This is a genomic window from Leptospira licerasiae serovar Varillal str. VAR 010, assembly GCF_000244755.1.
Taxonomy (GTDB): domain Bacteria; phylum Spirochaetota; class Leptospiria; order Leptospirales; family Leptospiraceae; genus Leptospira_B; species Leptospira_B licerasiae.
On sequence record NZ_AHOO02000009.1, the window covers coordinates 79021 to 101428 of the forward strand.

21 protein-coding genes are annotated in these 22408 nt (G+C 42.6%); 11 read left to right on the top strand and 10 right to left on the bottom strand.

Annotation, left to right across the window (positions count from 1 at the left end; all coding sequences use genetic code 11):
• Positions 1–4 precede the first annotated feature (4 nt).
• Positions 5–403: an ExbD/TolR family protein gene (locus LEP1GSC185_RS11360; protein WP_008589026.1), complete on the bottom strand. Its 399-nt coding sequence runs from the start codon at positions 401–403 to the stop codon at positions 5–7.
• Between the two features lie 6 nt (positions 404–409).
• Complete coding sequence (locus tag LEP1GSC185_RS11365) at positions 410–886, bottom strand: MotA/TolQ/ExbB proton channel family protein (protein ID WP_008589233.1); 477 nt, start codon at positions 884–886, stop codon at positions 410–412.
• A 96-nt stretch (positions 887–982) separates the two neighbouring features.
• Between LEP1GSC185_RS11365 and LEP1GSC185_RS11370 the strand changes: the two genes are divergently transcribed.
• From LEP1GSC185_RS11370 to LEP1GSC185_RS11380, 3 genes are all read left to right on the top strand, one after another.
• Positions 983–1729 carry a ubiquinone/menaquinone biosynthesis methyltransferase gene (locus LEP1GSC185_RS11370; RefSeq protein ID WP_008596759.1) on the top strand — a complete coding sequence of 249 codons (747 nt, stop codon included), beginning with the start codon at positions 983–985 and terminating at the stop codon, positions 1727–1729.
• Positions 1730–1787: 58 nt separating this feature from the next.
• Entirely contained in the window at positions 1788–3629 is a 1842-nt protein-coding gene (locus LEP1GSC185_RS11375) for an LruC domain-containing protein (RefSeq protein ID WP_024864042.1), read from the top strand.
• 83 nt (positions 3630–3712) lie between these two features.
• Positions 3713–5065 (top strand): PrsW family glutamic-type intramembrane protease, encoded by a 1353-nt coding sequence (locus tag LEP1GSC185_RS11380; RefSeq protein ID WP_008588930.1) that lies wholly within the window; start codon positions 3713–3715, stop codon positions 5063–5065.
• Here LEP1GSC185_RS11380 and LEP1GSC185_RS11385 read toward each other — a convergent pair.
• From LEP1GSC185_RS11385 to LEP1GSC185_RS11415, 8 genes are all read right to left on the bottom strand, one after another.
• The gene (locus tag LEP1GSC185_RS11385; protein ID WP_008588748.1) at positions 5048–5734 is read right to left on the bottom strand and encodes an HAD family hydrolase; all 687 of its coding nucleotides are present in this window, start codon (positions 5732–5734) and stop codon (positions 5048–5050) included. The two genes, LEP1GSC185_RS11380 and LEP1GSC185_RS11385, sit on opposite strands and share 18 nt — an antisense overlap.
• Positions 5731–7698, bottom strand: a complete 1968-nt coding sequence (locus tag LEP1GSC185_RS11390) for a membrane protein (RefSeq protein WP_008589013.1) — start codon at positions 7696–7698, stop codon at positions 5731–5733. Before LEP1GSC185_RS11390 ends, LEP1GSC185_RS11385 begins: the two co-directional genes overlap by 4 nt.
• A gap of 154 nt (positions 7699–7852) precedes the next feature.
• Positions 7853–8305: a TraR/DksA family transcriptional regulator gene (locus LEP1GSC185_RS11395; RefSeq protein WP_008589212.1), complete on the bottom strand. Its 453-nt coding sequence runs from the start codon at positions 8303–8305 to the stop codon at positions 7853–7855.
• A 12-nt stretch (positions 8306–8317) separates the two neighbouring features.
• Positions 8318–8470: a 50S ribosomal protein L33 gene (rpmG, locus tag LEP1GSC185_RS19725; protein WP_010514486.1), complete on the bottom strand. Its 153-nt coding sequence runs from the start codon at positions 8468–8470 to the stop codon at positions 8318–8320.
• Between the two features lie 125 nt (positions 8471–8595).
• Complete coding sequence (locus tag LEP1GSC185_RS11400) at positions 8596–9561, bottom strand: bile acid:sodium symporter family protein (RefSeq protein WP_008588953.1); 966 nt, start codon at positions 9559–9561, stop codon at positions 8596–8598.
• Positions 9562–9565: 4 nt separating this feature from the next.
• The gene (locus tag LEP1GSC185_RS11405; protein ID WP_008589025.1) at positions 9566–10711 is read right to left on the bottom strand and encodes an aminotransferase class V-fold PLP-dependent enzyme; all 1146 of its coding nucleotides are present in this window, start codon (positions 10709–10711) and stop codon (positions 9566–9568) included.
• A 130-nt stretch (positions 10712–10841) separates the two neighbouring features.
• Positions 10842–11582, bottom strand: coding sequence for a ferritin-like domain-containing protein (locus LEP1GSC185_RS11410; RefSeq protein ID WP_008589189.1), 741 nt, complete (start codon positions 11580–11582; stop codon positions 10842–10844).
• Between the two features lie 67 nt (positions 11583–11649).
• Entirely contained in the window at positions 11650–12279 is a 630-nt protein-coding gene (locus LEP1GSC185_RS11415) for a lysoplasmalogenase (protein ID WP_008588684.1), read from the bottom strand.
• 103 nt (positions 12280–12382) lie between these two features.
• Here LEP1GSC185_RS11415 and LEP1GSC185_RS11420 point away from each other — a divergent pair, with 103 nt between their 5' ends.
• The 8 genes from LEP1GSC185_RS11420 to LEP1GSC185_RS11455 all read left to right on the top strand — a co-directional run bounded on the left by LEP1GSC185_RS11420 (position 12383) and on the right by LEP1GSC185_RS11455 (position 22400).
• Positions 12383–13372, top strand: coding sequence for a TerC/Alx family metal homeostasis membrane protein (locus tag LEP1GSC185_RS11420; protein ID WP_008588729.1), 990 nt, complete (start codon positions 12383–12385; stop codon positions 13370–13372).
• Between the two features lie 11 nt (positions 13373–13383).
• Positions 13384–15261, top strand: coding sequence for a methylmalonyl-CoA mutase family protein (locus tag LEP1GSC185_RS11425; protein WP_008588894.1), 1878 nt, complete (start codon positions 13384–13386; stop codon positions 15259–15261).
• Entirely contained in the window at positions 15258–17435 is a 2178-nt protein-coding gene (gene scpA / locus LEP1GSC185_RS11430; RefSeq protein WP_008589046.1) for a methylmalonyl-CoA mutase, read from the top strand. Before LEP1GSC185_RS11425 ends, scpA begins: the two co-directional genes overlap by 4 nt.
• A 6-nt stretch (positions 17436–17441) precedes the next feature.
• Positions 17442–18485, top strand: coding sequence for a methylmalonyl Co-A mutase-associated GTPase MeaB (gene meaB / locus LEP1GSC185_RS11435; RefSeq protein ID WP_008589113.1), 1044 nt, complete (start codon positions 17442–17444; stop codon positions 18483–18485).
• Positions 18486–18717: 232 nt separating this feature from the next.
• Entirely contained in the window at positions 18718–19098 is a 381-nt protein-coding gene (locus tag LEP1GSC185_RS11440; protein WP_008589147.1) for an LIC20211 family lipoprotein, read from the top strand.
• A 13-nt stretch (positions 19099–19111) separates the two neighbouring features.
• Positions 19112–19519: a hypothetical protein gene (locus LEP1GSC185_RS11445; protein WP_008588686.1), complete on the top strand. Its 408-nt coding sequence runs from the start codon at positions 19112–19114 to the stop codon at positions 19517–19519.
• A complete protein-coding gene (locus tag LEP1GSC185_RS11450; RefSeq protein WP_008589184.1) occupies positions 19516–19857 on the top strand; it encodes a hypothetical protein in 342 nt (113 codons plus the stop codon). The genes LEP1GSC185_RS11445 and LEP1GSC185_RS11450 overlap by 4 nt, the downstream gene beginning before the upstream one ends.
• A complete protein-coding gene (locus LEP1GSC185_RS11455) occupies positions 19854–22400 on the top strand; it encodes a TonB-dependent receptor plug domain-containing protein (protein ID WP_008588851.1) in 2547 nt (848 codons plus the stop codon). Before LEP1GSC185_RS11450 ends, LEP1GSC185_RS11455 begins: the two co-directional genes overlap by 4 nt.
• Positions 22401–22408 lie beyond the last annotated feature (8 nt).

The window sequence follows — 22408 nt, forward strand, 5'->3', positions numbered from 1 at the left end:
TATATTACTTTTGCCCTTGGACAGCAAGCTCCAAGGAAGATGCTCCTGACCTACTGAGTAAATCCAATATTTTTACGATCTCTTCATAATTTGCAGTTTTATCCGCAAAAAACCTGACTTCTTTTTCCTTTACAAGTCCCTGCCTTAACCTGTCTTCCAAAACGGCTTTTGGGACCTTCTCATCTCCAATTCTATAGGAGCCGTCGGGCAAGAGGGCAAACTCCACTCTTTCTCCTTTTGGATCCTCTCCCTGGCCTACTTTGGGGAGCTCCAACGGAATAGATCGGATCTCCTTTCTGAAACTTACAGCTAACATTACGAAAACTAGAAGTATAAATACAACATCTATAAAACTGGTCAGGTCTATCCCTGGATCTTCTTCTTTTAAGATCGATTTTCTCATTTGTCTTTATCTAGGCGGGATCTTTAACCAAGACAATGCTTCTCTTTCCAAATCCAATAATCTATGTTTTAAAAATTGGAATCCGAATAAGGAAGGAATTGCCACAAACAAACCCAAGATTGTGGTTACAAGTGCGAGTTTTATCCCGCCTGCAAATGCATCTAAACTAACGGTGCCTGCCGCTTGCAAAGAGGAGAATGCCTCGGAAATCCCAAGTACAGTTCCCAAAAGCCCAAGCATCGTTGAAATTCCTGCCAGATGTTTCATCCAGGAAAGTTTGGTTTCAATCGGAAATAATACTTCCGAAAGTTTTTCTTCCCATATGGAAGGATTGTTTTCAGTTATGAAGTTCTGTTTTAAGGATTCTTTTCTTTTGGGAAGAATGGTCCATACATGGATAAAGGTTCCGAGATTCCAAACGGAAAGAAGAACGATCAGGCCGGAAACCCAATCCAATCCTTGTAGAAGGCCTAGGTCTTTCATCGTTTCTCCAAAATACGGGGGCTTCTACTTTCTGTCATCCGAACAAAAACCTAAATCCCTCTTGCACCGGAGAGATTCGTCAAAATCCTGAGGGAAATGGCCTCTTTTCAAATGCCTTCTTCGGATACGAAGGCTGATTTCGTTCGAGTGAATTTCAACAGGATCGCTTCCAAGTATGATCGTTTCAACGATTGTAGTAGCTTCTTCTTACATAGATCTTGGAAAAATAGACTAGTTAAAGAGATCGAAACTGAAACCAAGGGACCGATCCGAGTATTAGATCTATGTTGTGGGACCGGAGATATTTCCGTTCGTTTAGAAAGATCCCCAAGAGTGGAATCTTTACTTAGCCTGGACTTCTCCGAAAACATGTTGGAAGTCGCAAAAACAAGACTCGAAAAACCTATCGACCAAGGCAGAGCAAAGGTTGAATGGGGAGATGCTACTAACCTTTCTCAGATCAAAACGGAGAGCCTGGATGCAGTCAGCATTGGCTTCGGTCTCCGAAATGTGAACGACTTAGACAAGGCCTTGTCAGAAATTTATAGAGTACTCAAACCTGGTGGAGTATTCGCCAATCTGGATGTTGGAAAGGTCAAAAATCCTTTTATAAAGGCATTCGCAGATTTTTATTTTTTTAGGATCGTTCCTCTTTTCGGTTATCTGCTTTGGGGAGGCAAAAATGAAATGTTCGATTATCTACCCGTCTCTTCTCTCTATTATCCAAACCAAGAAGACCTAAAGTCCAAATTGGAACAAGCGGGCTTTGAGAAGGTCAGATATACCAACTTCGTATTCGGAAATAGTGCACTTCATTTAGGAAAAAAACCAATTAGACCGTAGTACTGATAATTTTCCCCACGTCTCTTAAGGCATAGAGATTAGAGTGGGGTTACCCTTCATGAAAAAGTTCCTAGCCTTGGCTATCATTGCCGGGTTTATTTATCACTGTGGCAATAAGAAGAATGGCCTATTATTACCTTTCTTTTTCCTAGGAAGCCAACATACTGCGACCGGAGGAGTTCCGGGAAATAGCGGTAGCCCCGGAGTAGTATTTGTTCCCGGAGACGGTTCAGGAAATATTATAACCCCGCCTGCAGACAGCACGGATAATAGCGGAGGTGCCACCACTCCATCTAATTCCAATCCTAATCCGGGAAGTGGAAGTTCGAATAACGAATCCTCCGGAACTTCTTCAGGAAATTCTAATGATTCCAACTCTGGATCTAGCACTTCTCCTTCTGATACGGCAGGTAATTCTTCCAACGGAAGCAGTAGTTCCGGATCCTCCGATTCGGGTTCCAGTTCATCTTCTAACTCTGGTTCGGAAGATAATACAACCTCCAATAACAATTCCAGTTCTAACAACTCCTCTTCGGACAATACGAGCACAGGTTCTAATTCTAATTCGGAAAACGGCTCTAACAGTGGATCAGGATCCGGCAATCCGGCAGAAACTCCTACAGTTGCAGTGGTAGTGGTAGAAGATCCAAAAGGTGATTCTACTTTTAACTATAACACAACGATCAATATCCCTTTGAATCTTACTGTTTTGGATAAGAAATCCAATGTGGTAACCGGGGCTACAGTCTTAGTATTCGATGAGAATAATAATATACTATTCCAAGGTGTTTCCGATTCTTCCGGAAAAGTTACCGGAACATTGACTGTTCCGACTTCCGTTGGAAATATCACCATAGATATTTCGATCGGCGGAGAATCTATTACTCAATATATCAGCTTGGAATCAGTTCTTGGGATCAATAGAACGATCCGATATGAAATCAATCTTCCTGCAGCACAAGTTGCCGATACTGACGGAGACGGAGTTCCGGACGATACCGATATCTATCCAAACGACGCTACTCGTTCGACAGAAGTTGCTTATCCTGCAGAGGGAGTATTCACTTTAGCTTTCGAAGATTCATACCCGTCTGCAGGTGATGCTGACTTGAACGACTATGTGATCCAATTCAAGAATAGAGAAGATCTCAACTCCGCCGGAAAGATAGTAAGGCTAAGAGGAACTTACCAGCACGTTGCAAAAGGTGCAGGCTATAGACACCAACTCTTTATCAAGCTACCTGTGGATGTAGGAGCTTCGATCACATATAAACTTGCGCAGGCAGACGGAAAAGTCGAAGTTGCGACAAACACAGTAAGCGTAACCTCTGCAGAGCTAAAATCGGGTTACCAAATTTTTGATGATTCTAACAAGACAATCAGGGGACAGAACGTCCATCCAGGCGATGTTTTCAAACCAGGTTTTATCGCTACGGTAGAGATCATATTCAATGCTCCTGTAGAAAGAGCAAAATTAGGTTCCTTCCCTTACGACTTGTATGCCTATGTGATCAATACAAAACAAGAGATCCACTTTCCGGGATTATATAAGAACAATAACGGAACGGACAAATTTTTGGACAGCACAGGATTCCCTTGGGCGATCCTAATTCCGGGAACTTGGAAATATCCGTATGAAAAATACGATATCAGAAAGACTTCCGAATCAGGATATTCAGAGTTCAATCTTTGGGTGTCTTCCGGTGGAAAAGAATACAAAACTTGGTATTTCGATGTGACCAACGAGTCAAAAGTATTCCCTGTTCCAAGTGATAGTAGCTTACTCGGCTATCTGTTTCTCTCTGTAAAAAAATTCGCTATTTTTTACGCTCTGGGATTAGTCATTGCAGGCGGAATTGCAGTATACCTACTGAGAAAAAAACAAAGTATAGTCACATAGAAATCACAAACTCCGCTTACAAAAGTTGCGGATTGAAAGGCGTCGCTTAAAATTGTCGAGCGACGCCTTTTTTATTGAATCGAATGGAAAACTGGATCTTCTTAGGAAAACCGATCTCTGCGATCCTCGCCGCATGGTTTTATTGGGACTTTTACCGTAGGACCTATTACTCCGGACAAGGAAGTACATTCACAACATTTGCATTCTTTTATGGAATGATCGCAACAGGGATCGCTCTTGCCTGGGAAGTAGGAATATTCGATCAATTCGAAAACTATTCCGCATTTTCCAAAGCGATGCTAATAGGGGCCATTCCGGAAGAAACTTCTAAAGCCATTCTGATATTCCTATTCTTAAAACAGATAAAAAATTCAACCAACCTCGCGGATGGATTATATTTCGGTCTGACCTTAGGAGCTTCCTTCGGTTGTATAGAAAATGTATTCTATTCCTTTAAACTAGACTTTTGGCAGGGATTACTAAGAGCAGGGACTTCTTTACCATTGCATACTTTTTCAGGCGGTATATTAGGATTTTTTATTTTAAAATTCCTGCAATCTAGAAAAGGAAATCTTTCCGGATTGGATCTACTCTCTGCATTTTCCTTTTTAGCGATCCTTCACGGGTTTTATAATTTTCTACTTATAAGAGGAGGACTCGAAACAGTATATATCCCTTTAATACTTGGACTTTCTTTTTTGACCTTAGAATTACTTGTAGTCCAAGCAGAAGTAACTCTTCCATTCGAGTTATTGCAGGCAGAAAATCTGTTTGTGGACGATTATTCCATGATCCGTAAATTTTCGAGATACGATTCATGGTTAAGAGCGGCGCAATCTAAAGAGAGTATAAAAGAAATTCCTTTATTAAGGGACCTTACCACGATTAGATCTTTTATCTCAGTTTTACTGTTCGGTGTTCCAATCTTCTGTTTAAACTTTTATCTATTCGTTCCGGAATGGATCCCTTACTATTTAGCAAATATTAGCTCTTTAGAATTTATCACATTATTTATGGAATATCCTGCCTGGCTCGGATTTTTATTCCTACTTAGGGGTATGATCAATCCTTCTTTCTTCCGGGAGAGGATCTTGAAAATCCCGTTATTCCTTTCAGTAAACTTAGGGCCGGAAGGGGATGAGGAACCTAGCCTCGCCTATTCACTTTCCAGAAAAGGTTTCTATTCTCCAGTGATCCGAGAACCCGAACTAAATAAAGAAACGAGCGTTTCCTTTTATATAGCTGGAAAAAATTTCGAAAAGATTCCGGTAATCCCAGTTTGGAAAAATTTCAGACCGGAAGATCCAGAACATGAGAGCGGCGCATTGTATAGATTTCCTAAGATCCCTTGGAGCCTTTTAGCCTGGAGATGGTTTATCAGGCTAAAACAACAGTATAGAAATACATTAGATGCGTTTTCAGGAATGAAAACTTGAGATAGCAGAAAGAATGGCAAGTTCATCAGAATAATCTTTAAACATATGATCAATCCTGGAATTTTCCAATTCTGAAATTAGTTTAAGATCTTCCCCTATTCCTATAAATTCTAAACCTAAATTTTGAGCCGTTTTAGAATCCCAAATTCCATCCCCGAAACAAATCGTTTTGGAAAAATTAGAATTATATTTTTTACGAGATTCCAAGATCGCATGCTCCACGATGGATTCTCTTTCATAAAAGGACGAAGCAGTTCCAAGAGGGACATCCAAAGGAAGCCCGCAGGATTCTAATTTTAAAAATGCAGGTTCGTAAAAAGATCCCGTAGCATAAGCGAAAGGAATTCCCTGGGATCGTAATGTTTCCAAAAAAATTTTCGCACCCGGAATTTCTAAAATTCCATTCTGAAATTGCTCTTTGATACCTTCATACAATTCCTTCTCGAATTTTTCAGAAATCTCTTCGGTCCAATCGTTTTTATGAGAGGTATAGATCTCTTTGAATATATTCGAATCGGTATGATGTTTGTACTGATGCACTTCCGAATTTAAGCCGGGTAATCCGAAACGAATTAGAACTTCGTGGAATGCCTTTCTATGCAGTGAGACCGTATCCGTTAAGGTACCGTCTATATCAAACACTAGTAAAATGGACTGAGCGAATGTCAACGGATCCGGTTCAAACCGTCAAAATCGTCCGTTCCGATATAGAATTCAGACGGCCCTGCCTGGTACCAAGAAATTCTCATCACCTTAGCGGTTAATGTTTTAGCTCCTGCAGGAACTCCCAAACCTACCTGGTTTACAGTTGCGGTTAAAGGAGTACTTCTGGATTGTAATTCTACACCATTTTGATCCGAGAATATCCAACGGATATATACAGGCTTTCCAGCTTTAGGCGCTTCATCCAAGGCGATACGTAAGCTGATATTTCCTTTGTCACCCAAGATCCAAGAAGTCCCGGAACGGAAAGAATGATATCTTCCCCCTGCCTTCTCCTGGAATTTTGCCTTTGCGGAAAGTTGGTAAGTCTTTCTTTCCTCATATCTGAATTCAGGCCCTTGCAACTGGGAAGATTGTCGTATAAACGCTTTTGCAGTTAGACCCAAACCAAATAACAAACAAACTAGATTGAATGCAGGAACCATCCACCATTTGGGCAATGTTCGAGTAGAAGGTCCGGAAGCGCTTAAAAGCCACATTAAAAGAAAACCTAATATACCTGCACCGCTAGTCCAAGGCTCGTAAAAGGTAACAGGAAAGAATAGAAGCGGAAGGAACCAGTACGAAGTTCTAGTAAACGATTCCAAGCCCACCCAAACAAAGAATAAAAGGAAGAATAAGATCCCGCCTTCCAAAAGCAAGAACACCCAAGAAGTTAAAGCAAAGTCCTGGATTCCGTTCGGAGGATAAGCGCCTCTGGGTCCGGACTCGATCCAATGAAGAGCAAATCCGCCGAATCCCTGTCCGAATACAGGAGCCTCTTTGAACCAATTCCATGCAGATAATGTCTGGACCCAACCGTCCTTCCAGAAAATTTCCAACATTTTGGAGACAGTCTTGCCCTTGGTCCATGCATTAGACGCATCTTCTCGGATCAACTGCCAAGGTGTGAAGGACCAATCCATTCCACCGATAAAATAAACTCCGATTAGAACGGAAATCGTCCCGAGAACAACGAACGGAATAAAGGAATATTTCCAGATCGGATTTCTGAATCCTCTTTGGTAAGTAAGTCCAATCACTAAAGCGGATTGGAAAATAATCAGAAGCCAATATCCGGAACTTTGGTATTTTCCTGCAAGCCCGAGAGCAATAAACACTGCGACACTTAACAAAACTCTAGAAGAGATCCTCCAGTTCCTACTATGGATCTGGTAAAAGAAAAATCCAAATAATATCGGCATACCAATCCCGAAAGAAGCGGCATCCGGAAAGAATGCGGAGACTCCGAATGTTTCCGCGTTTCCTGCGGTAAAAGGAAAATCAGTAGAAGGTGCAAGTCCTTGGATGGCGCCTAAAATTAAATTCCCGGTAAATCCTGCGGTGATCCCTGTTCTCCAATGTTTTCCAGGAGGATCCGTATCATGAGAACTTGTTTCTTCTGCGAAGAAGTATAAGAATGCGGATAACCAAGAACCTATACTGTCCAAGCTCAACGCAAAAGCATACTTAGAAGAGATCCCGGAAGAATATTCAGTATCCTGCAAGATCCAAGAGGTCAAAGGATCCGTTCCGAAATAAGCAAGCAGTCTATCTAAAAGTAAGAATACGGCTAAGATCAGAAAAGCAGTTCTAGGGTTTTTAGTGAACTCGAGAGAATTCTTGTAAGGACGGTTTATATAAAAATATCTTAATACAGGATCGTCATCGTTTGCAGGATGCCCGTAAAAAGTAGAGATATATTGGCGAAGGAAAATCCCGAAAATCGCCCCGGCAAATAAAGCGGATAAATATAAATACCCACCTTCTCCGTAGAGCAACAGCCCGGGGGAAAGTAACGCGAATGCCGTAGTGAACATTCTACCAGACTTTCTATGATGGAGGTTGGGAAGTAGTCCGGCCAGGAATTGGATCCATACAATTCCAAGATTCCCATCCGGATCTCTTACTACAAGTGTCCAACGAAGCAATAGGTAGGACAAGATCACTGTTAAGATCAGCGTAAGAAAGGTAGGAGTTTTAAGAGGCCTCAATCGGGCGAAAAGATTTGGCACGAATTGGAAATGCTCGCCGAAAACGAGTAGATTTCAATCCAAAAAAATAGGCCGGATGAGACGCGGAGAATTAATCGTCCAGAGAATCTGGATCGGATGGAATTTTATAGGTCCCCGTCAGGGTAGCGGAAAGCGGACCTTTTTTGCCGGAAGCCTTGTGTTTGGAAACAGCTTCGGCGTATTCTACAGTATAACGAGTCCAAGGGATCGCCTTTAGTCTGGCTAAAGGAATTTTTTTGCCGGTCCCCTCGCAAATGCCATAGGAACCGTCCTCGATTTTCTCAAGAGCCACGTCGATTTCTCGGATGGTCTCGATCTCCGACTCGGTTAGAACGGAACTCAACATCTCTTCGTTGATTTCCGATGCGATATCTGCGATATCTCCCATTTCTTTCAGGCCGGAAGGTTTGCTATTATCTTCCCACTTCGCATACTTCTCCAGTAGAGAGTTTTTTCTCTCCATTAGGAGGTCCGTAATTTCGCTTAGGACCTTTTTATCGTATGCAGCTTTTTTAGTCACCATCTGGATTTGGAATTATACCTTGGATTCCTTATGTTCGACGTGGGCACGGCAAAATTTACAAAATTTTTTCGTTACCAGTTTCTCGGATTTTGCCTTTTTATTCTTAGTCTGGAAGTAAGAATTTTTCTTACAAACCTGGCAAGAAAGCTTAATGATCTCTCTCATAACGGATGATACTCTTAGCTAAGATTGGCCTGAAAAGGGATTCACCAAGTTTAGGCCAAAAGAATGGCCGCTTAGTTTACACTATTCAGACTGATTATGCTATAAAAAAAAAGGATAGCCAAAAATCAAGGAAGATCGGCCGAAATTAGCGATTTTTCCCTTTCTTCCTGCGGAATGGACCTTCTCCAGATCCCCGCCAAAACACTTCCGATCAAAGAATGCACAAAACTGGAAATTGCTGCCGGAATCGCTACCAAAGGGTCGGAGAAATTATTCCGGGACAAAACTGCACCCAATCCACTGTTTTGCATCCCCACTTCTATGGAAACTGTCCTAGCTACTACAAAAGACTTAGTGCCTAAATACGCAGCCCAATATCCGAAAAAATACCCGGAAATATGAAGCAAAAATACGGAAGAAATCAAATGAAATCCGGAACGGATCACCGCTTCTTTTCCGGAGCCTATGATGGAGGCGACAATTAAAGTAATCAGTATGACCGCGATCAAAGGAGAAACAATTTTTACTTTCTCCGCAAATTTAGGAGTATAACGATTTAATAAAATTCCCAGGATTACCGGCAAGATTACCACTTGGACCGTATCAAAAAATAGACCGGAAGCGTTTGCACCCACACTATTCCCCACTAAAAACAAAGTGAGAAGAGGAGTCATGATTACGGAAAGAACTGTGGAAATCGCGGTCATGGTAACCGACAAAGCCAAGTCACCCCTTGCTAAGAAGGAGACTACGTTAGAGGCGACTCCTCCAGGGCAGCAAGAAACTACAATGATCCCGACGGCCAACGGAGCAGGAAGTTGAAAGAAGTTTCCTAAAAACCAACCTGTCAAAGGCATGATCGTGTACTGGCCGATGACCCCGATCAGGATCGGCCTAGGAGCCTTGAATACTCTGGTAAAATCTTCCGCTCTTAGGCTAATCCCCATTCCGAGCATGGTAAGTCCCAAACTATAAGTGATCCAAGGTCCCTTAAATCCATGCAGAATCGAAGGAAAAAACCAACTGAATGTCACACCGCAGATGACCCAAAGTGGAAATAGTAAAGCTGCCTTTTCAAAAAGTGAAGCCAAGGTTTTATCTCGAAACTAGATCCACTACCCTGTCCAATTGTTCCTTGGCCAGATAAATATGAGGAGAGAAACGAACCCTTCCCAAACGAAGTGCGCACATAACGCCATTTTTTTTGAGATCGGATACCACATTCTCCATGGAAAGTCCGTCTTTTTCCGCGACCACTATCCCAGTCTTAAAATCAGGGAAATGGTCAGACGCAAGTTTCCAGCCGGCATCTCTAAGCTTGTCGGAAAGATAATCCGCCAGCTCATAGATCCTTTCCATAGAATTATGGAAACCTACTTTATGAAGCATTTCTAATGTGGATTGGAAATAGACCCAATCTATAAAATTCACTGTGGAAATTTCGTAACGATCCGTACCTTTTAGTTCCTCTCTATAAGGCAAGTAGACCTCGTCGTTTACAACGGAACCTGTACCTTTGAAAGGGAAGTTAAGACCTTCTAACTTTTCCTTCGCAACGTATAGAACTCCAAGTCCTAAAGGTCCGAGTAACCATTTCCAAGCAGGGAATGCCATATAAGAAATTCCCATTTCTCTTGGGCGCACAGGAAGAAGCCCCACTCCTTGGGCTCCGTCCAAAACGAACTCTATTCCTTTCTCCGCCAGAAAACTTCCGATCTCTTCTAAAGGGAAAGGCATTCCGGTGCACCAATGTACTGCGGAAAGACTCACTACTTTTACATCAGGAGTGATGGAAGATTTTAAGTTTTCTAAAAATCCTTCCGGAGTTTCAGCCATCGGAACGAAGGATATAGAAACTCCTTTGTCTTTCCAATGTTCCCAAGGATAAATATTAGAAGGATATTCGTTTTCCAAAAGAAGGATACGATCCCCGCTTTTTAGTTTCAGACCGAGTGAAATAAATCCGATCCCTTCGTTAGTATGATGGATTAGAGAAAGTTCTTCTGCCTCTACGCCTAATAATTCGGCGAGAATGGTTCGGATCGCTTTTTTAACCGTTGGATATCTACGTACTTCCGTTTGGCCGCCTCTGGCAGCGTAACCTTGCAGGTATTCATTGACTGCATGTAAAGTGTCCGTGTTTGCAGGAGTGGTCCCACAATTGTTTAACCAGATCATCTCCCGATTTACCGGGTATAAATGCTGAATTTTGGTCCAATCCGGACTAGGATTTGTTTTCATCTCGAGGCCAGATTGGATCTGTCCTTAGCAGGGAAAACTTCTTTTTTAGGACCTTCTTCCAAAAGGTTTAAACTTCTTAAACCTTTTAAAGGCAAAACCGGGAATCGAATGTTTCCCGGTTTTCTAGTTCTTACTTTCTCTTTTTGGCCGCTGCCTTTTTCTTAGGTACCGCTTTTTTAGGGGCGGACTTTTTCTTGGCGACTACCTTTGCTTTTTTAGGAGCCGCCTTCTTCACAGCTTTTTTAGCGGAGGCTTTTTTGACAGGTTTAGAAGGTTTTAATCCTTTAGATGACTTACCGATAGGCTTGGAATTTCCGACTGCCTTTGCTACTTCTTCCGCTTGTTCGTCCCAGAAGTACGCTCCTCCTGCGGAGCTAGTCTGATCGAATGTGTTCAACTCGGCTTCCAGCAAAGACTGGTAGTTATGGCTATAATCCATTAGTTTCGAAAACAATAGTTTAATATTCGGATCTTCGAATTTAGTGGTGAGCTTTTCGTAAAATGCCACTGAATTCTCTGCTTCTCTGATCGCAAGCTCAAGCGCCTCGTGAGCGTCTTTAGAACCGGAGCCTGTGATTGTACGTTCCACCTTATTCATGATCTTTTGGATAGTAGTCTGGTGGAATTTATGGATTGCGGCTAATTGTTTTAAGTTCGGAAGTTCTGCGCCTTCCGCCACTCTATAGATCTCTTGGATAAATTTGATATGTTCATCCACTTCCTCTGCGAGTTTTTCGAATAATTCCCTAGTTCTTCCCGGAGGGAGTTTTTCGTACGTATCCATGTAAAATTCGAAGTAGTCCTTCTCATGCTGGATCGCAGCTGCAACAGCTTCCAAAAATGTAGTTTCTTTTAAAGGTTTAATACTCATTCTGCATACTCCGGTCGCGACAATTCTAGGGGATTTTCAAGTCGGTTCAATAATAATTTTTTCTATTTTATTCCTCTTCTTCTTGGGAAAGATAGATCAAAAATTGAGCCAAATAGTAAGTCGACATTACCCAAACTCCGTGGAACGGAAGTTTGTTCGGAGTGAATTGTCCGAGTGCGATGATAGAATCAGAAATTATAAAACTGATCGCTCCTAAAATTCCCAACCATCTGTCTCTAGAAGAAACTTCCCGAGCTGCGGACCTCCAACCCATAACGCAGATCGCCGAAACATAAACCGCAACCGGAACGGTTAACGCAGGTGCGATTCCAGGAAGAAGCCAATAAAAATAGGAGGCACCGAAAATTACGTAAGGGATCAACCTAAGAAAATGTACTGGATTTCCCCAAGAAAAGCTAACGGAATATGCGACCTGCGCGATCAAAAAGCTCCCCAAACCGAAAACAAAATATTTGTCCGGGAATGCCAGAATGGTGTCCCCTCCGAGTGAAAATACCAAACCGATGCCGAGCCAAATTCCGGCGCGAGTTTTCCATTTTCCTTCTCCCACACTTAACGCGATTAAATACAGAATGGGAATAATTTTGGAGATCAAACGAAGTAGAAATATGTCAGAACCTAAAAATAGAACTCCCAAATGAACTAGGGCCAAAATCGGGAATATAATATAAATCATTAAGAGCTCCTAATCTCTAAACACCCGGCGATTTGGGATTGTCTTCCAGATCAAACCGAGGAACCTGTCTTTCAAAGGCCCAAATAGGGCCTCGGAAGCTGCGATGATCTCGTTTAGCCAAAAAGATTCTACACTTTTTCTTATTTTTTCTGTCGTGGTAGGCCTTTTGATCTATTTGGACCTATTCGTTCTGAATAAAAGGGCTCATAAACTCTCTCTCAGAGAGTCGGGTTACTGGACTTTATTCTGGGTCACTCTTGCTTTCAGTTTTTCTCTTTTAGTTTATATTTTTCACGAAGATCCGAGTAATCCTGGCCTCGCGAAACAAAAGACCCTGGAATTCTTAGCGGGATACCTTCTCGAATATTCACTTTCCGTGGATAATCTTTTCGTATTCATTATGATCTTTGCAAAGTTCAGGATACATGCCCAGTACCAGCCAATGATCTTAAAATGGGGAATTATAGGCGCGCTCATCTTTAGAGCTGCGATGATCTTTTCCGGTGCGGAACTAGTTTCGAGATTCGATTGGATCTTATACTTCTTCGGATTCTTACTCCTCTACTCCGCTTGGAAAATGTTCTTCCACGACGAAGAGGAAGATTTCGATCCGGAAGAAATGACACTTCTAAAGTATGCTCGCAAACTTCTTCCGATGTCCAAAACATTCCATCCGGAAAAGTTTTTGGTAAAAGAGCATGGAAAAACCCTTTTTACTTCTACCTTTTTGATACTTCTGGTTGTGGAATTCAGCGATATTCTTTTCGCGATAGATTCTATTCCTGCGATCTTCTCCATCACCCAAGATAGTTTTATTATCTATACTTCCAACGTATTCGCGATCTTAGGACTCAGGTCTCTCTTCTTCCTACTCGGTGGAGTGATGGAACTATTCGTATATTTGAAAAAAGGTGTCTCTCTGCTTCTCGCGTTTGTAGGAGTAAAACTTCTTCTTCCTGCGTTTTCAGGATACGTTTTCGGAAGAGTCATCCATGTATCCATTGAGATCTCTTTGGTTGTGATCATTGGAACTCTAACACTTTCTATTCTTGCTTCCATTCCGCATTATCTTAAAACGAAAAAAGGAGCCTGACGGTAAATCGAATGGCATCAAAAAAACTTTTCTCCGAATTTCCACCGGTTTCCACCGAAGAATGGACGAACCTGATCACAAAGGATCTTAAAGGTGCGGACTTCGAAAAAAAACTGGTTTGGGAAACCCAAGAAGGATTTAAGATCCTACCGTTTTATAGAAGAGAAAATCTAAAAGGAAAGGAATGGCTCCTCTCCAATCTTCCCGGAAAATTTCCTTATCTTAGATCCACCCGCAAACTCACTAACGATTGGAGTATACGACAAGATATAGATACTCCTGATCTAAAGACTGCAAAAGAATTAGCTGTCGAAGCTATCTCCAACGGAGTTTCCGCGTTGGGATTTGTTCTGGCGGATGTTGGTTCCGGAAGAAAAGGAATACAGATCAAAAACGAAAAGGATCTGGAATTCTTACTCGCGGACCTACCTCTGAACGAGATCACTCTTCATTTTGTAGCGGAAGAAAAATCGCCTGAACTTTATTCCTGGCTTCCTAAAAACAAAACTCTTGTGGGCGGACTAGGTTACGATCCATACAGAATTTTAGCAAGACAAGGCCATTCCGGCGGACATGGTCCTGAAACTTTAAAACCGATCCTGGCGGAACTTGCCGGCAAGTGGAAAAATTTCAGAGCTCTTACGATCCACTCTTCCACATTTAGAGACAGCGGCTCTACGATCGTTCAGGAGCTTGCATACACTCTCGCACTCGGTTCCGAATATTTGTATCGTTTGGGGGAACTAGGAGTTTCTCCTGAAGTAGTAAACTCCCAGACAATTTTCCAATTTACGATTGGTCCTGATTATTTCTTAGAGATTGCAAAGTTTAGAGCGGCCAGAACTCTTTGGGCAGAAATATTTTCCTCTTATTCTTCCGATAAGGGAGAAGCTTCTCTTCCGTTTATCGAAGCGGAGACCGCAAGATACAACTACGGGATCTACGATCTTCATAATAATATTCTAAGAGGAACTACAGAGGCAATCTCTGCTGCTATCGGCGGGGCTGAAGTCATCAATGTTCTTCCATTCGATCATCTATTACAACCCGCGGATTCTTTCTCTCTAAGGATCGCAAGAAACGTGCAGCTCCTTTTAAAACACGAATCTTATTTGGACAAGGTGGCGGATCCTTCATCCGGTTCTTATTATATAGAAACGATTACCGACCAGATCATCGAGCAAGCTTGGAAATTGTTTACAGAAGTGGAGAAAGACGGTGGATTCTTGGAATGTCTGAAATCCGGAAAGATCCAAAATTCTATTTTGGAATCCAGAAAGAAGAAGGAAGAAAATTACTCCACTCGTAAAGAGATCTTCCTCGGAACAAACCAGTACCCGAATTCCAAAGATAAGATCCAAAACAAAGATCTGAACAAACATGTCGAGGCTCCGAATCTTCCTGCAAGCGCTAACGAACTGAAAGTGACCGCACTTCCCGAATTTTTTGCAGGAGATGCAATCGAAGAGATACGGATAAAAACGGAAAGTTATGAAGCTAAAAATAAAACTTCCGTAAAAGTACTTCTTCTTCCTTTGGGCGACTTAAAAATGAAGAAGGCAAGAGCCATCTTCTCTCTCAACTTCTTAGGATGCGCCGGATTCCAAATAGTAGATCCGGGAAGTTACGAAACCTCTGACGAGGCGATCGCAGGCATCCAAAAAGAAAATCCTCAGATAGTGGTCTTCTGTAGTTCCGACGAAGAAGTTTCCTCTTATGTGAAGGATATTCTGCCCAAATTGAAATCCAAACCGCTCGTATATGTGGCCGGTTATCCAAAAGAAATTCTTTCCGAACTGGAGTCCGCAGGCGTAAACGGATTCATCCATGTCCGATCCAATTTATTAGAAACACTTTCCGATCTTCAAAAGAGGCTAGGAATCCAATGAAAAGACCTACATTTTCCCCTAACAGAACTCCGGTAACAGTAGATACTAAATTCGAATCCTGGTCCAAAGAAGCTTTGGATGAATTAGGACTTTCTAAATTAGAAGAAACGATTTGGAACACTCCTGAAAAAGTGCCGGTTAAGCCTGTATATGTTCCTAAAGATGCGGAGGCCTTGGAACATTTGGATTACGCGGCAGGGATACCTCCTTTTTTAAGAGGACCCTACTCCACTATGTATGTCCAACAACCTTGGACCATTCGTCAGTACGCTGGTTTTTCCACTGCGGAAGAATCCAACGCATTCTATCGTAGGAACTTAGCAGCGGGACAAAAAGGTCTTTCCGTTGCATTCGACTTAGCGACTCACAGAGGATACGATTCCGATCACGAAAGAGTAGTCGGAGACGTAGGAAAAGCAGGGGTGGCGATAGATTCAGTTCTGGATATGAAGATACTCTTCGACCAGATCCCTTTAGATCAGATGTCGGTTTCCATGACGATGAACGGTGCCGTCATTCCTACATTAGCTTTTTATATTGTAGCTGCTGAAGAACAAGGTGTAAAACCGGAACAACTTTCAGGTACCATCCAGAATGATATCTTAAAAGAGTTCATGGTAAGAAACACCTATATCTATCCGCCGGAACCTTCCATGAGGATTATCGCAGATATTTTCAAATATACCACTGACTTCATGCCTAAGTTCAATTCCATCTCTATCTCTGGTTACCATATGCAAGAAGCTGGAGCCACTGCGGATATAGAACTTGCTTATACTTTAGCCGATGGTTTGGAATACCTACGCACAGGTATCAAGGCAGGAATGGATGTGGATAGTTTTGCACCTCGCCTTTCCTTCTTCTGGGCGATCGGTATGAACCATTTTATGGAAATCGCAAAGATGAGAGCAGGAAGACTTCTATGGGCGAAACTTGTTAAGACATTCCATCCTAAAAATAACAAGTCCTTAGCTCTTAGGACCCACTGCCAGACTTCCGGCTGGAGTTTAACGGAACAAGATCCTTTTAATAACGTAGGAAGAACCTGTATTGAGGCTCTTGCCGCGGCCCTAGGCCACACTCAATCTTTGCATACGAACGCGTTAGACGAAGCGATCGCGCTCCCTACGGACTTCTCCGCAAGGATCGCAAGAAATACTCAGATCTATCTGCAGGAAGAAACTAATATCCACAGAGTTGTGGATCCTTGGGGCGGTTCCTTCTATGTAGAATCGCTGACTGCGGAACTTGCAGAAAGAGCTTGGGAACTCATCCAAGAAGTGGAACAACTCGGCGGTATCGCAAAAGCGATTGAGACAGGAATTCCGAAAATGAGGATAGAAGAAGCCGCTGCACGTAAGCAGGCAAGGATTGACTCCGGAAAAGACGTAATCGTAGGTATCAATCGTTATCGTCCTTCTAAGGAAAATCCTCTGGAGATCTTGGATATCGATAATACTGCAGTTAGAGAATCGCAGATCCGCAAACTAAACGAACTCAAAAAAAACCGAGACAACGCGGCAGTTACAGCTGCGTTAGATGCAATCACTGAATGCGCTAAAACAGGGAACGGAAACTTGCTTGCTCTTGCAGTAGATGCGGCTAGAAAAAGAGCTACTCTTGGCGAGATCTCTTTCGCTATGGAGAAAATTTTCGGCAGATATAAATCCGTCACTCATATGATCAAAGGAGTGTACTCGGAGGAGATCATGGATGATCCGGATTTCAAAAAGGCAAAAGAACTCTCCGCAAAGTTCGCAAAACTGGAAGGAAGACAGCCTAGGATCATGGTCGCGAAGATGGGACAGGACGGACATGATAGAGGTGCAAAAGTAATCTCCACAAGCTTTGCGGATATGGGATTCGACGTTGATATAGGTCCTCTATTCCAAACCCCAGCTGAAGCGGCAAAACAAGCGATAGAGAACGACGTACATGTGCTAGGAGTTTCTAGTCTTGCAGCAGGTCATAAAACGTTAGTTCCCCAGGTGATCCAAGAGCTTAAAAAACTCGGAAGAGAAGATATCCTAGTCATCGCAGGCGGAGTCATACCTCAGCAGGATTATGATTTCTTATATAAAGCCGGAGTGAACGGGATTTTCGGACCTGGAACTAAGATCTCCAAGGCAGGCGCTGAGATCCTAGAACTTCTGATCAAGAGTGTAGAAGGATAATCCCTTATGCCTCAGACCGAGGGAGAAAAAGAGACCCATATCCGAGGCTCTGTAAAAAAGAAGAGCCTTCCGGATGCGGACACTTTTTCCCGAGGGATCCTTGCCGGGGATATTGTTCTATTAAGTAGAGCGATCACTCTTATAGAGAGTACGTTACCTTCTCACCAAGAACTTGCCGAAGCTATATTAGAAAAATGTTTACCTCATTCTGGTAAAAGTATCCGAGTGGGCATCACAGGTATTCCGGGAGTAGGTAAAAGTACTTTTATAGAGGCCTTCGGAAATCATCTTTTAGCCCAAGGCAGAAAGATCGCAGTCCTTACAATAGATCCCACTTCGCAATTATCTAGAGGATCCATACTCGGAGATAAGACCAGAATGGAGACTCTCTCGCGCAGCAAGAATGCGTTCATACGCCCTTCTCCTTCCGGAGATTCCTTAGGAGGAGTCGCACGTAAAACTAGAGAGACAATCTTTCTTTGCGAGGCCGCCGGATTCGATACTGTACTTGTGGAAACAGTCGGAGTCGGGCAATCCGAAACAGCAGTCAATTCGATGGTGGATATTTTCCTTCTTCTTTTAATAGCAGGAGCAGGAGACGAATTGCAAGGGATCAAGCGCGGGATCATGGAGATGGCGGACCTAATCGCAGTCACCAAAGCGGACGGTGAAAATATCACACGAGCAAATAGAGCAAAAGCGGAAACAATTTCCGCGATTCATTTTCTTCCTTCTCATGAATCAGGGATCAAAACTGAAGTTAGAACATGCTCAGCTGTTACTGGAGAAGGTATCGCCGAAATCTGGACTGAAATTTTGAATTTTATCCAAACAATCAAAGCAAAAGGTTATCTTGATAAAAAAAGAAAAGAACAGGCTAAACATTGGTTACATGAATCCGTGCAATCCATGTTATTAGATGATTTCTTTTCTAAGTTAGGAGATGATTTCCAAAAGGCAGAAGAACTTGTAACCCAAGGATTGGCAGGTTCTTACCAAACCGCCCGCAGACTTGTAAAACATTATAAGCACGAAGATAATCAAATTTAAATATTCGACGAAACCAAAGAATCATGGTTTTGTAATATATTTCCCTTCCTAAACGACGTTTGTCCCGACCACATCATAGCGATTCCGGTTCCGAATGGAATTTTTTTTCTTGGAAAATATGTCTTTTGGGAGATTGATGGTGGATACTAAAGATTGAACCTCAATCGCGAAACGTCTCCATTCTAACAAGAAATTGACTTAGACCGGAGTCGGTATTGGAAAAGGAAAAAACATGAAACCTCGTATTTCCGGACTAGTCTTATCTATTCTGTTAACGACTTCCATCATCTCTTGTGCAACTTCTAGTGCTGGACTTGCAACGAGTACTGTTCCGGTAGCGGATAAAAAATATAAAGTGATCTCTCCGGTAGAAGGAACAAAATACTGGTTCACCTTCGATATCGCAATTATCGGAATTCCTTTGGGAGAGCCCCCTATCGATCAACTATTAGAGGAATTAAAGAAAGAAAAAGAAGCGGATGCTCTCATCAATGTCCGCTATTGGACGGATAAATCCATCTTCGTATTCTTAACGATGAATCGCCTTCATATCTCTGCAGAAGCGATCAAATTCGAAGACGAGATCCCAGATCCTAAAAAGAAAGGCCGTTAATTCTAGAGCGATCATGGTTCTTCTTAGATCTGTCATTCTGTTTTGTTTTTTATTTTTTACGATGTATTCATGCTCTGGTACTTTTACAAGAGCGGATGTGGGAGGCAGAGTAACAAGTACTCAACTTATCGATTCTGCTACGATCATTCGTTCCAAAGATTATATGGAATTAGGAGTTTCCAGCGGAGAAAGTTCCGTTTTCTTTTTGTTCGGACTGATCCCGGTCACAAATCCATTAAATATGGATTATGCACTTAGCGAAGCTGTTCAAAAGATCCCGGGAGGGAAAAGTTTGATCAAGGTAAAATACTGGCAGGAGACTCACCTATTCTTTCCGGTAGGGACCGTGAGTGTTCTGAAAGTAAAAGGTACTGTGATTGGCGCTCCTTCTATAACTCCGAACGAGGCTGGTAAAAGATGACAACTCGATTATTCGTATTCAGCTTCTTTTGTATTTTATTGATCGATTGCGTTCGGGACGATACGGTTCCTCAAGGAGATGCGAATAGCCAAATCTATGCCGCAGCAGAATATCTTTCTAAAAAATGCGGAGACCCTATCCCACCACATTTTCCCGTAGCGATCGGAGACGTTCAAAGAAGGAACTTAGATCTTTGTAGCATCGCGATCACCAAAGCGGAATGCCCGTTTAACTCTTATCCTGTGGTTTGTCTGTGGATCTATTATGATAAACCTGCAGGAGAGATCCCTTGGTATTTGAATTTTAAAGATGTATTTGTGGATCCTAAATTGCCATGAAGTTAAAAAAAGTCCTGATCAAAATCGCTTTTCTCGCGGCAATCGCTCCATTGGATGTGTTTGCAGAAGTAACCTTTAAAGCTAGGCTATTCTCCAGACAAAAAAACCAAGGAGAAGCTAAGACCCAAGTCTTACTCTTTGAAACAAAAAAGATCTATAAAACCGATGCAGAAGGTTACTTTGATGCTGTAGTACCTTCTCCAGGTATTTATACTTTCCGTATCTTAAAAGTAGAAGATATGCAGGATATCAAAGGTAACGTGGACGCTTCCGGTCAAACAGTTACTCTTTATACTGACTCAGGCTCGGATTCTTCCGTGGCTTCCCCCAAGGCAAAGGTCCCGAAGGGAACAATCACGGTCGCTGCAGAAAGAGATAAACCTATTCTTTCCAGGACCACGATCAAATACGAAGAGATCAAAAGGATGCCTGGGACTTTCGGAGAACCGTTACGCGCCTTGGAAACGATCCCAGGTGTGGTTCCATCCGCGGCATTTGGCGGTGGCGCAAACAATTATGTGATCCGGGGTTCCGATCCGAACTCGAACTTATATTTAGTGGATGATCTTCCTATTCTTTATCCGTTCCACTTCGACGGATTGAGCGCGGTAGTAAACGCAAACCTGATCAAGTCGATCGATGTGTATACCGGTGTTTTCCCTGCAAACTTCAATAACGCGTTAGGCGGGGTTATTCATATCGATACGGTAGACAAGGTAGACAAGTCCCAGAAAAACCTGATCATCTCGGCTTGGTCCAGCAGCATCAGCTATATGAGCCCCACTTTCGGCGGCAAAGGTTATTTGATCGCTTCCGCTCGTGTAGGATATTTGGATAGATTTGTACAAGGTTTAACTTCCGCTTTAGGCGCTGACTTTCCGGAAGGACTTAGACTTCCAAGATTTGTGGACTCTCAAGTAAAGTTCGTCCATAATTTTAACGAACATCACCAAATCTCTTTCCATTCCTTTTATTCCAAAGATGACTTTGCGGCAAATCTTCCTGCGAAATACCAGAACGACCCTGCCAATGATTCGACTGCTGCATTTGCAGGCGCAAGCATTTCCTCCGGGCAAGGATTCCGGACCCAAGCATTACGCTATACTTGGAAACCGATCGATACCTTCTCCAATCGTGTAACACTCATCAGTTACGATCCGTTTACCGACTTTAACGTTGCATTCGGTTCCATCCAAGGAAAGAACAGAGCTAGCGGTGCATATAACGGCGTACGTCAGGATGCCTTCTGGGATCCGAATAAGTATTTCAGCGCTGAGTTCGGAACAGAATACAGGTTATTGAATTATTATTCTACCGGTTCCAGTATCATCCAAACAGATCCGAACAATTTAAGCCCCAACCCATACGATACCCAAAGTCCCGACTTTACTACCATTCCTACCAATATCACTGCAAAGGGAGCTTACTATAACGGTTATCTTACTACCAAGATCCGTTTAGGAAATCTGCATATTGAACCGGGAGCACGTTACGACTATATTCCGTACGTAAATAACAGTGCATTCGGGCCTAGAGCACAGGCATCTTATAAATTCGAAGGTATCGGAAAAGGAACTACCATCTTCGCTGGTGGAGGTAATTTTTTCCGCTTCCCTCTGGATACTAGATTCAACAAAGACAGCGGGAACCCTCACTTGGATTTCGAAAAGGTATTCAAGTACGGTGGAGGGATAGAACAATTACTAGAAGGGGATTACCAGATCAAAGGAGAGATATTCAAACAAGAATATACCGACCTTATCGTGGACGACCCTTATATCACCGACTACGTTGGAACAAATCCGGACCCATATTCCAGGATCGCTCAACCTTTTATCGTAAACAAAAAGTTGAACTACTCCAATAGCGGAACCGGTTGGTCCAGAGGTTACGAATTAGTACTTCGCAAGAACTCTCGCCCAGGAACTAGGAATTGGTTCGGTTGGATTACCTACACATGGTCCCAAACATTCAGAAATAATAATATATTCACTCCTGATCCGGGCTCTGCACCTTTGAATACCCAGGAGACCCAGATCGCCGCTGAGTTTTATAAGAATTCTAAAGAGACATTATACGACTACGACAGGACCCATGTGATCAATATGGTATTCGGTTGGAGATGGAGCCAAGAATGGCAGTTCGGCGCCAGATGGTCCTACCTGACCAGCAGGCCGTTTACACCTATCGTGGGTGATGATGGGGGAAGGTTTAGTAACCCTGCAAACGGCCAAACCTATTGGGTCCCTCAATATGCCAATAACCCTGCCCTGGGAGAATATATCAATAGTCGTAGATTAAAGCCTTATCATCGACTTGACATCCGTTTCGATAGATTTTTCAATTATGAATGGGGGTATATCAATACCTTCTTGGAGATAGTAAACGTATACCTGAGAGAGAACGTGGGTGGAGAGGATTTCGACAATACGAAACCTTATTCCAAAACGAACCCAAGTCCTAGCCCGACATTCGGAACAATTCCTTTGCCGGGTGGCGTGATCATTCCGTTCTTCAATATTGGTATCGAGGTGAAGTTCTAATGCATATC

Bases quoted from the DNA above. Each gene is read 5' to 3' on its own strand.
- LEP1GSC185_RS11395 (WP_008589212.1), bottom strand. From the start codon at position 8,305: ATGGTGACTAAAAAAGCTGCATACGATAAAAAGGTCCTAAGCGAAATT.
- LEP1GSC185_RS11410 (WP_008589189.1), bottom strand. From the start codon at position 11,582: ATGAGTATTAAACCTTTAAAAGAAACTACATTTTTGGAAGCTGTTGCA.
- rpmG (WP_010514486.1), bottom strand. From the start codon at position 8,470: ATGAGAGAGATCATTAAGCTTTCTTGCCAGGTTTGTAAGAAAAATTCT.
- scpA (WP_008589046.1), top strand. From the start codon at position 15,258: ATGAAAAGACCTACATTTTCCCCTAACAGAACTCCGGTAACAGTAGAT.
- LEP1GSC185_RS11450 (WP_008589184.1), top strand. From the start codon at position 19,516: ATGACAACTCGATTATTCGTATTCAGCTTCTTTTGTATTTTATTGATC.
- LEP1GSC185_RS11380 (WP_008588930.1), top strand. From the start codon at position 3,713: ATGGAAAACTGGATCTTCTTAGGAAAACCGATCTCTGCGATCCTCGCC.
- LEP1GSC185_RS11445 (WP_008588686.1), top strand. From the start codon at position 19,112: ATGGTTCTTCTTAGATCTGTCATTCTGTTTTGTTTTTTATTTTTTACG.
- meaB (WP_008589113.1), top strand. From the start codon at position 17,442: ATGCCTCAGACCGAGGGAGAAAAAGAGACCCATATCCGAGGCTCTGTA.
- LEP1GSC185_RS11440 (WP_008589147.1), top strand. From the start codon at position 18,718: ATGAAACCTCGTATTTCCGGACTAGTCTTATCTATTCTGTTAACGACT.
- LEP1GSC185_RS11375 (WP_024864042.1), top strand. From the start codon at position 1,788: ATGAAAAAGTTCCTAGCCTTGGCTATCATTGCCGGGTTTATTTATCAC.
- LEP1GSC185_RS11415 (WP_008588684.1), bottom strand. From the start codon at position 12,279: ATGATTTATATTATATTCCCGATTTTGGCCCTAGTTCATTTGGGAGTT.
- LEP1GSC185_RS11455 (WP_008588851.1), top strand. From the start codon at position 19,854: ATGAAGTTAAAAAAAGTCCTGATCAAAATCGCTTTTCTCGCGGCAATC.
- LEP1GSC185_RS11420 (WP_008588729.1), top strand. From the start codon at position 12,383: ATGATCTCGTTTAGCCAAAAAGATTCTACACTTTTTCTTATTTTTTCT.
- LEP1GSC185_RS11370 (WP_008596759.1), top strand. From the start codon at position 983: ATGGCCTCTTTTCAAATGCCTTCTTCGGATACGAAGGCTGATTTCGTT.
- LEP1GSC185_RS11405 (WP_008589025.1), bottom strand. From the start codon at position 10,711: ATGAAAACAAATCCTAGTCCGGATTGGACCAAAATTCAGCATTTATAC.
- LEP1GSC185_RS11360 (WP_008589026.1), bottom strand. From the start codon at position 403: ATGAGAAAATCGATCTTAAAAGAAGAAGATCCAGGGATAGACCTGACC.
- LEP1GSC185_RS11365 (WP_008589233.1), bottom strand. From the start codon at position 886: ATGAAAGACCTAGGCCTTCTACAAGGATTGGATTGGGTTTCCGGCCTG.
- LEP1GSC185_RS11425 (WP_008588894.1), top strand. From the start codon at position 13,384: ATGGCATCAAAAAAACTTTTCTCCGAATTTCCACCGGTTTCCACCGAA.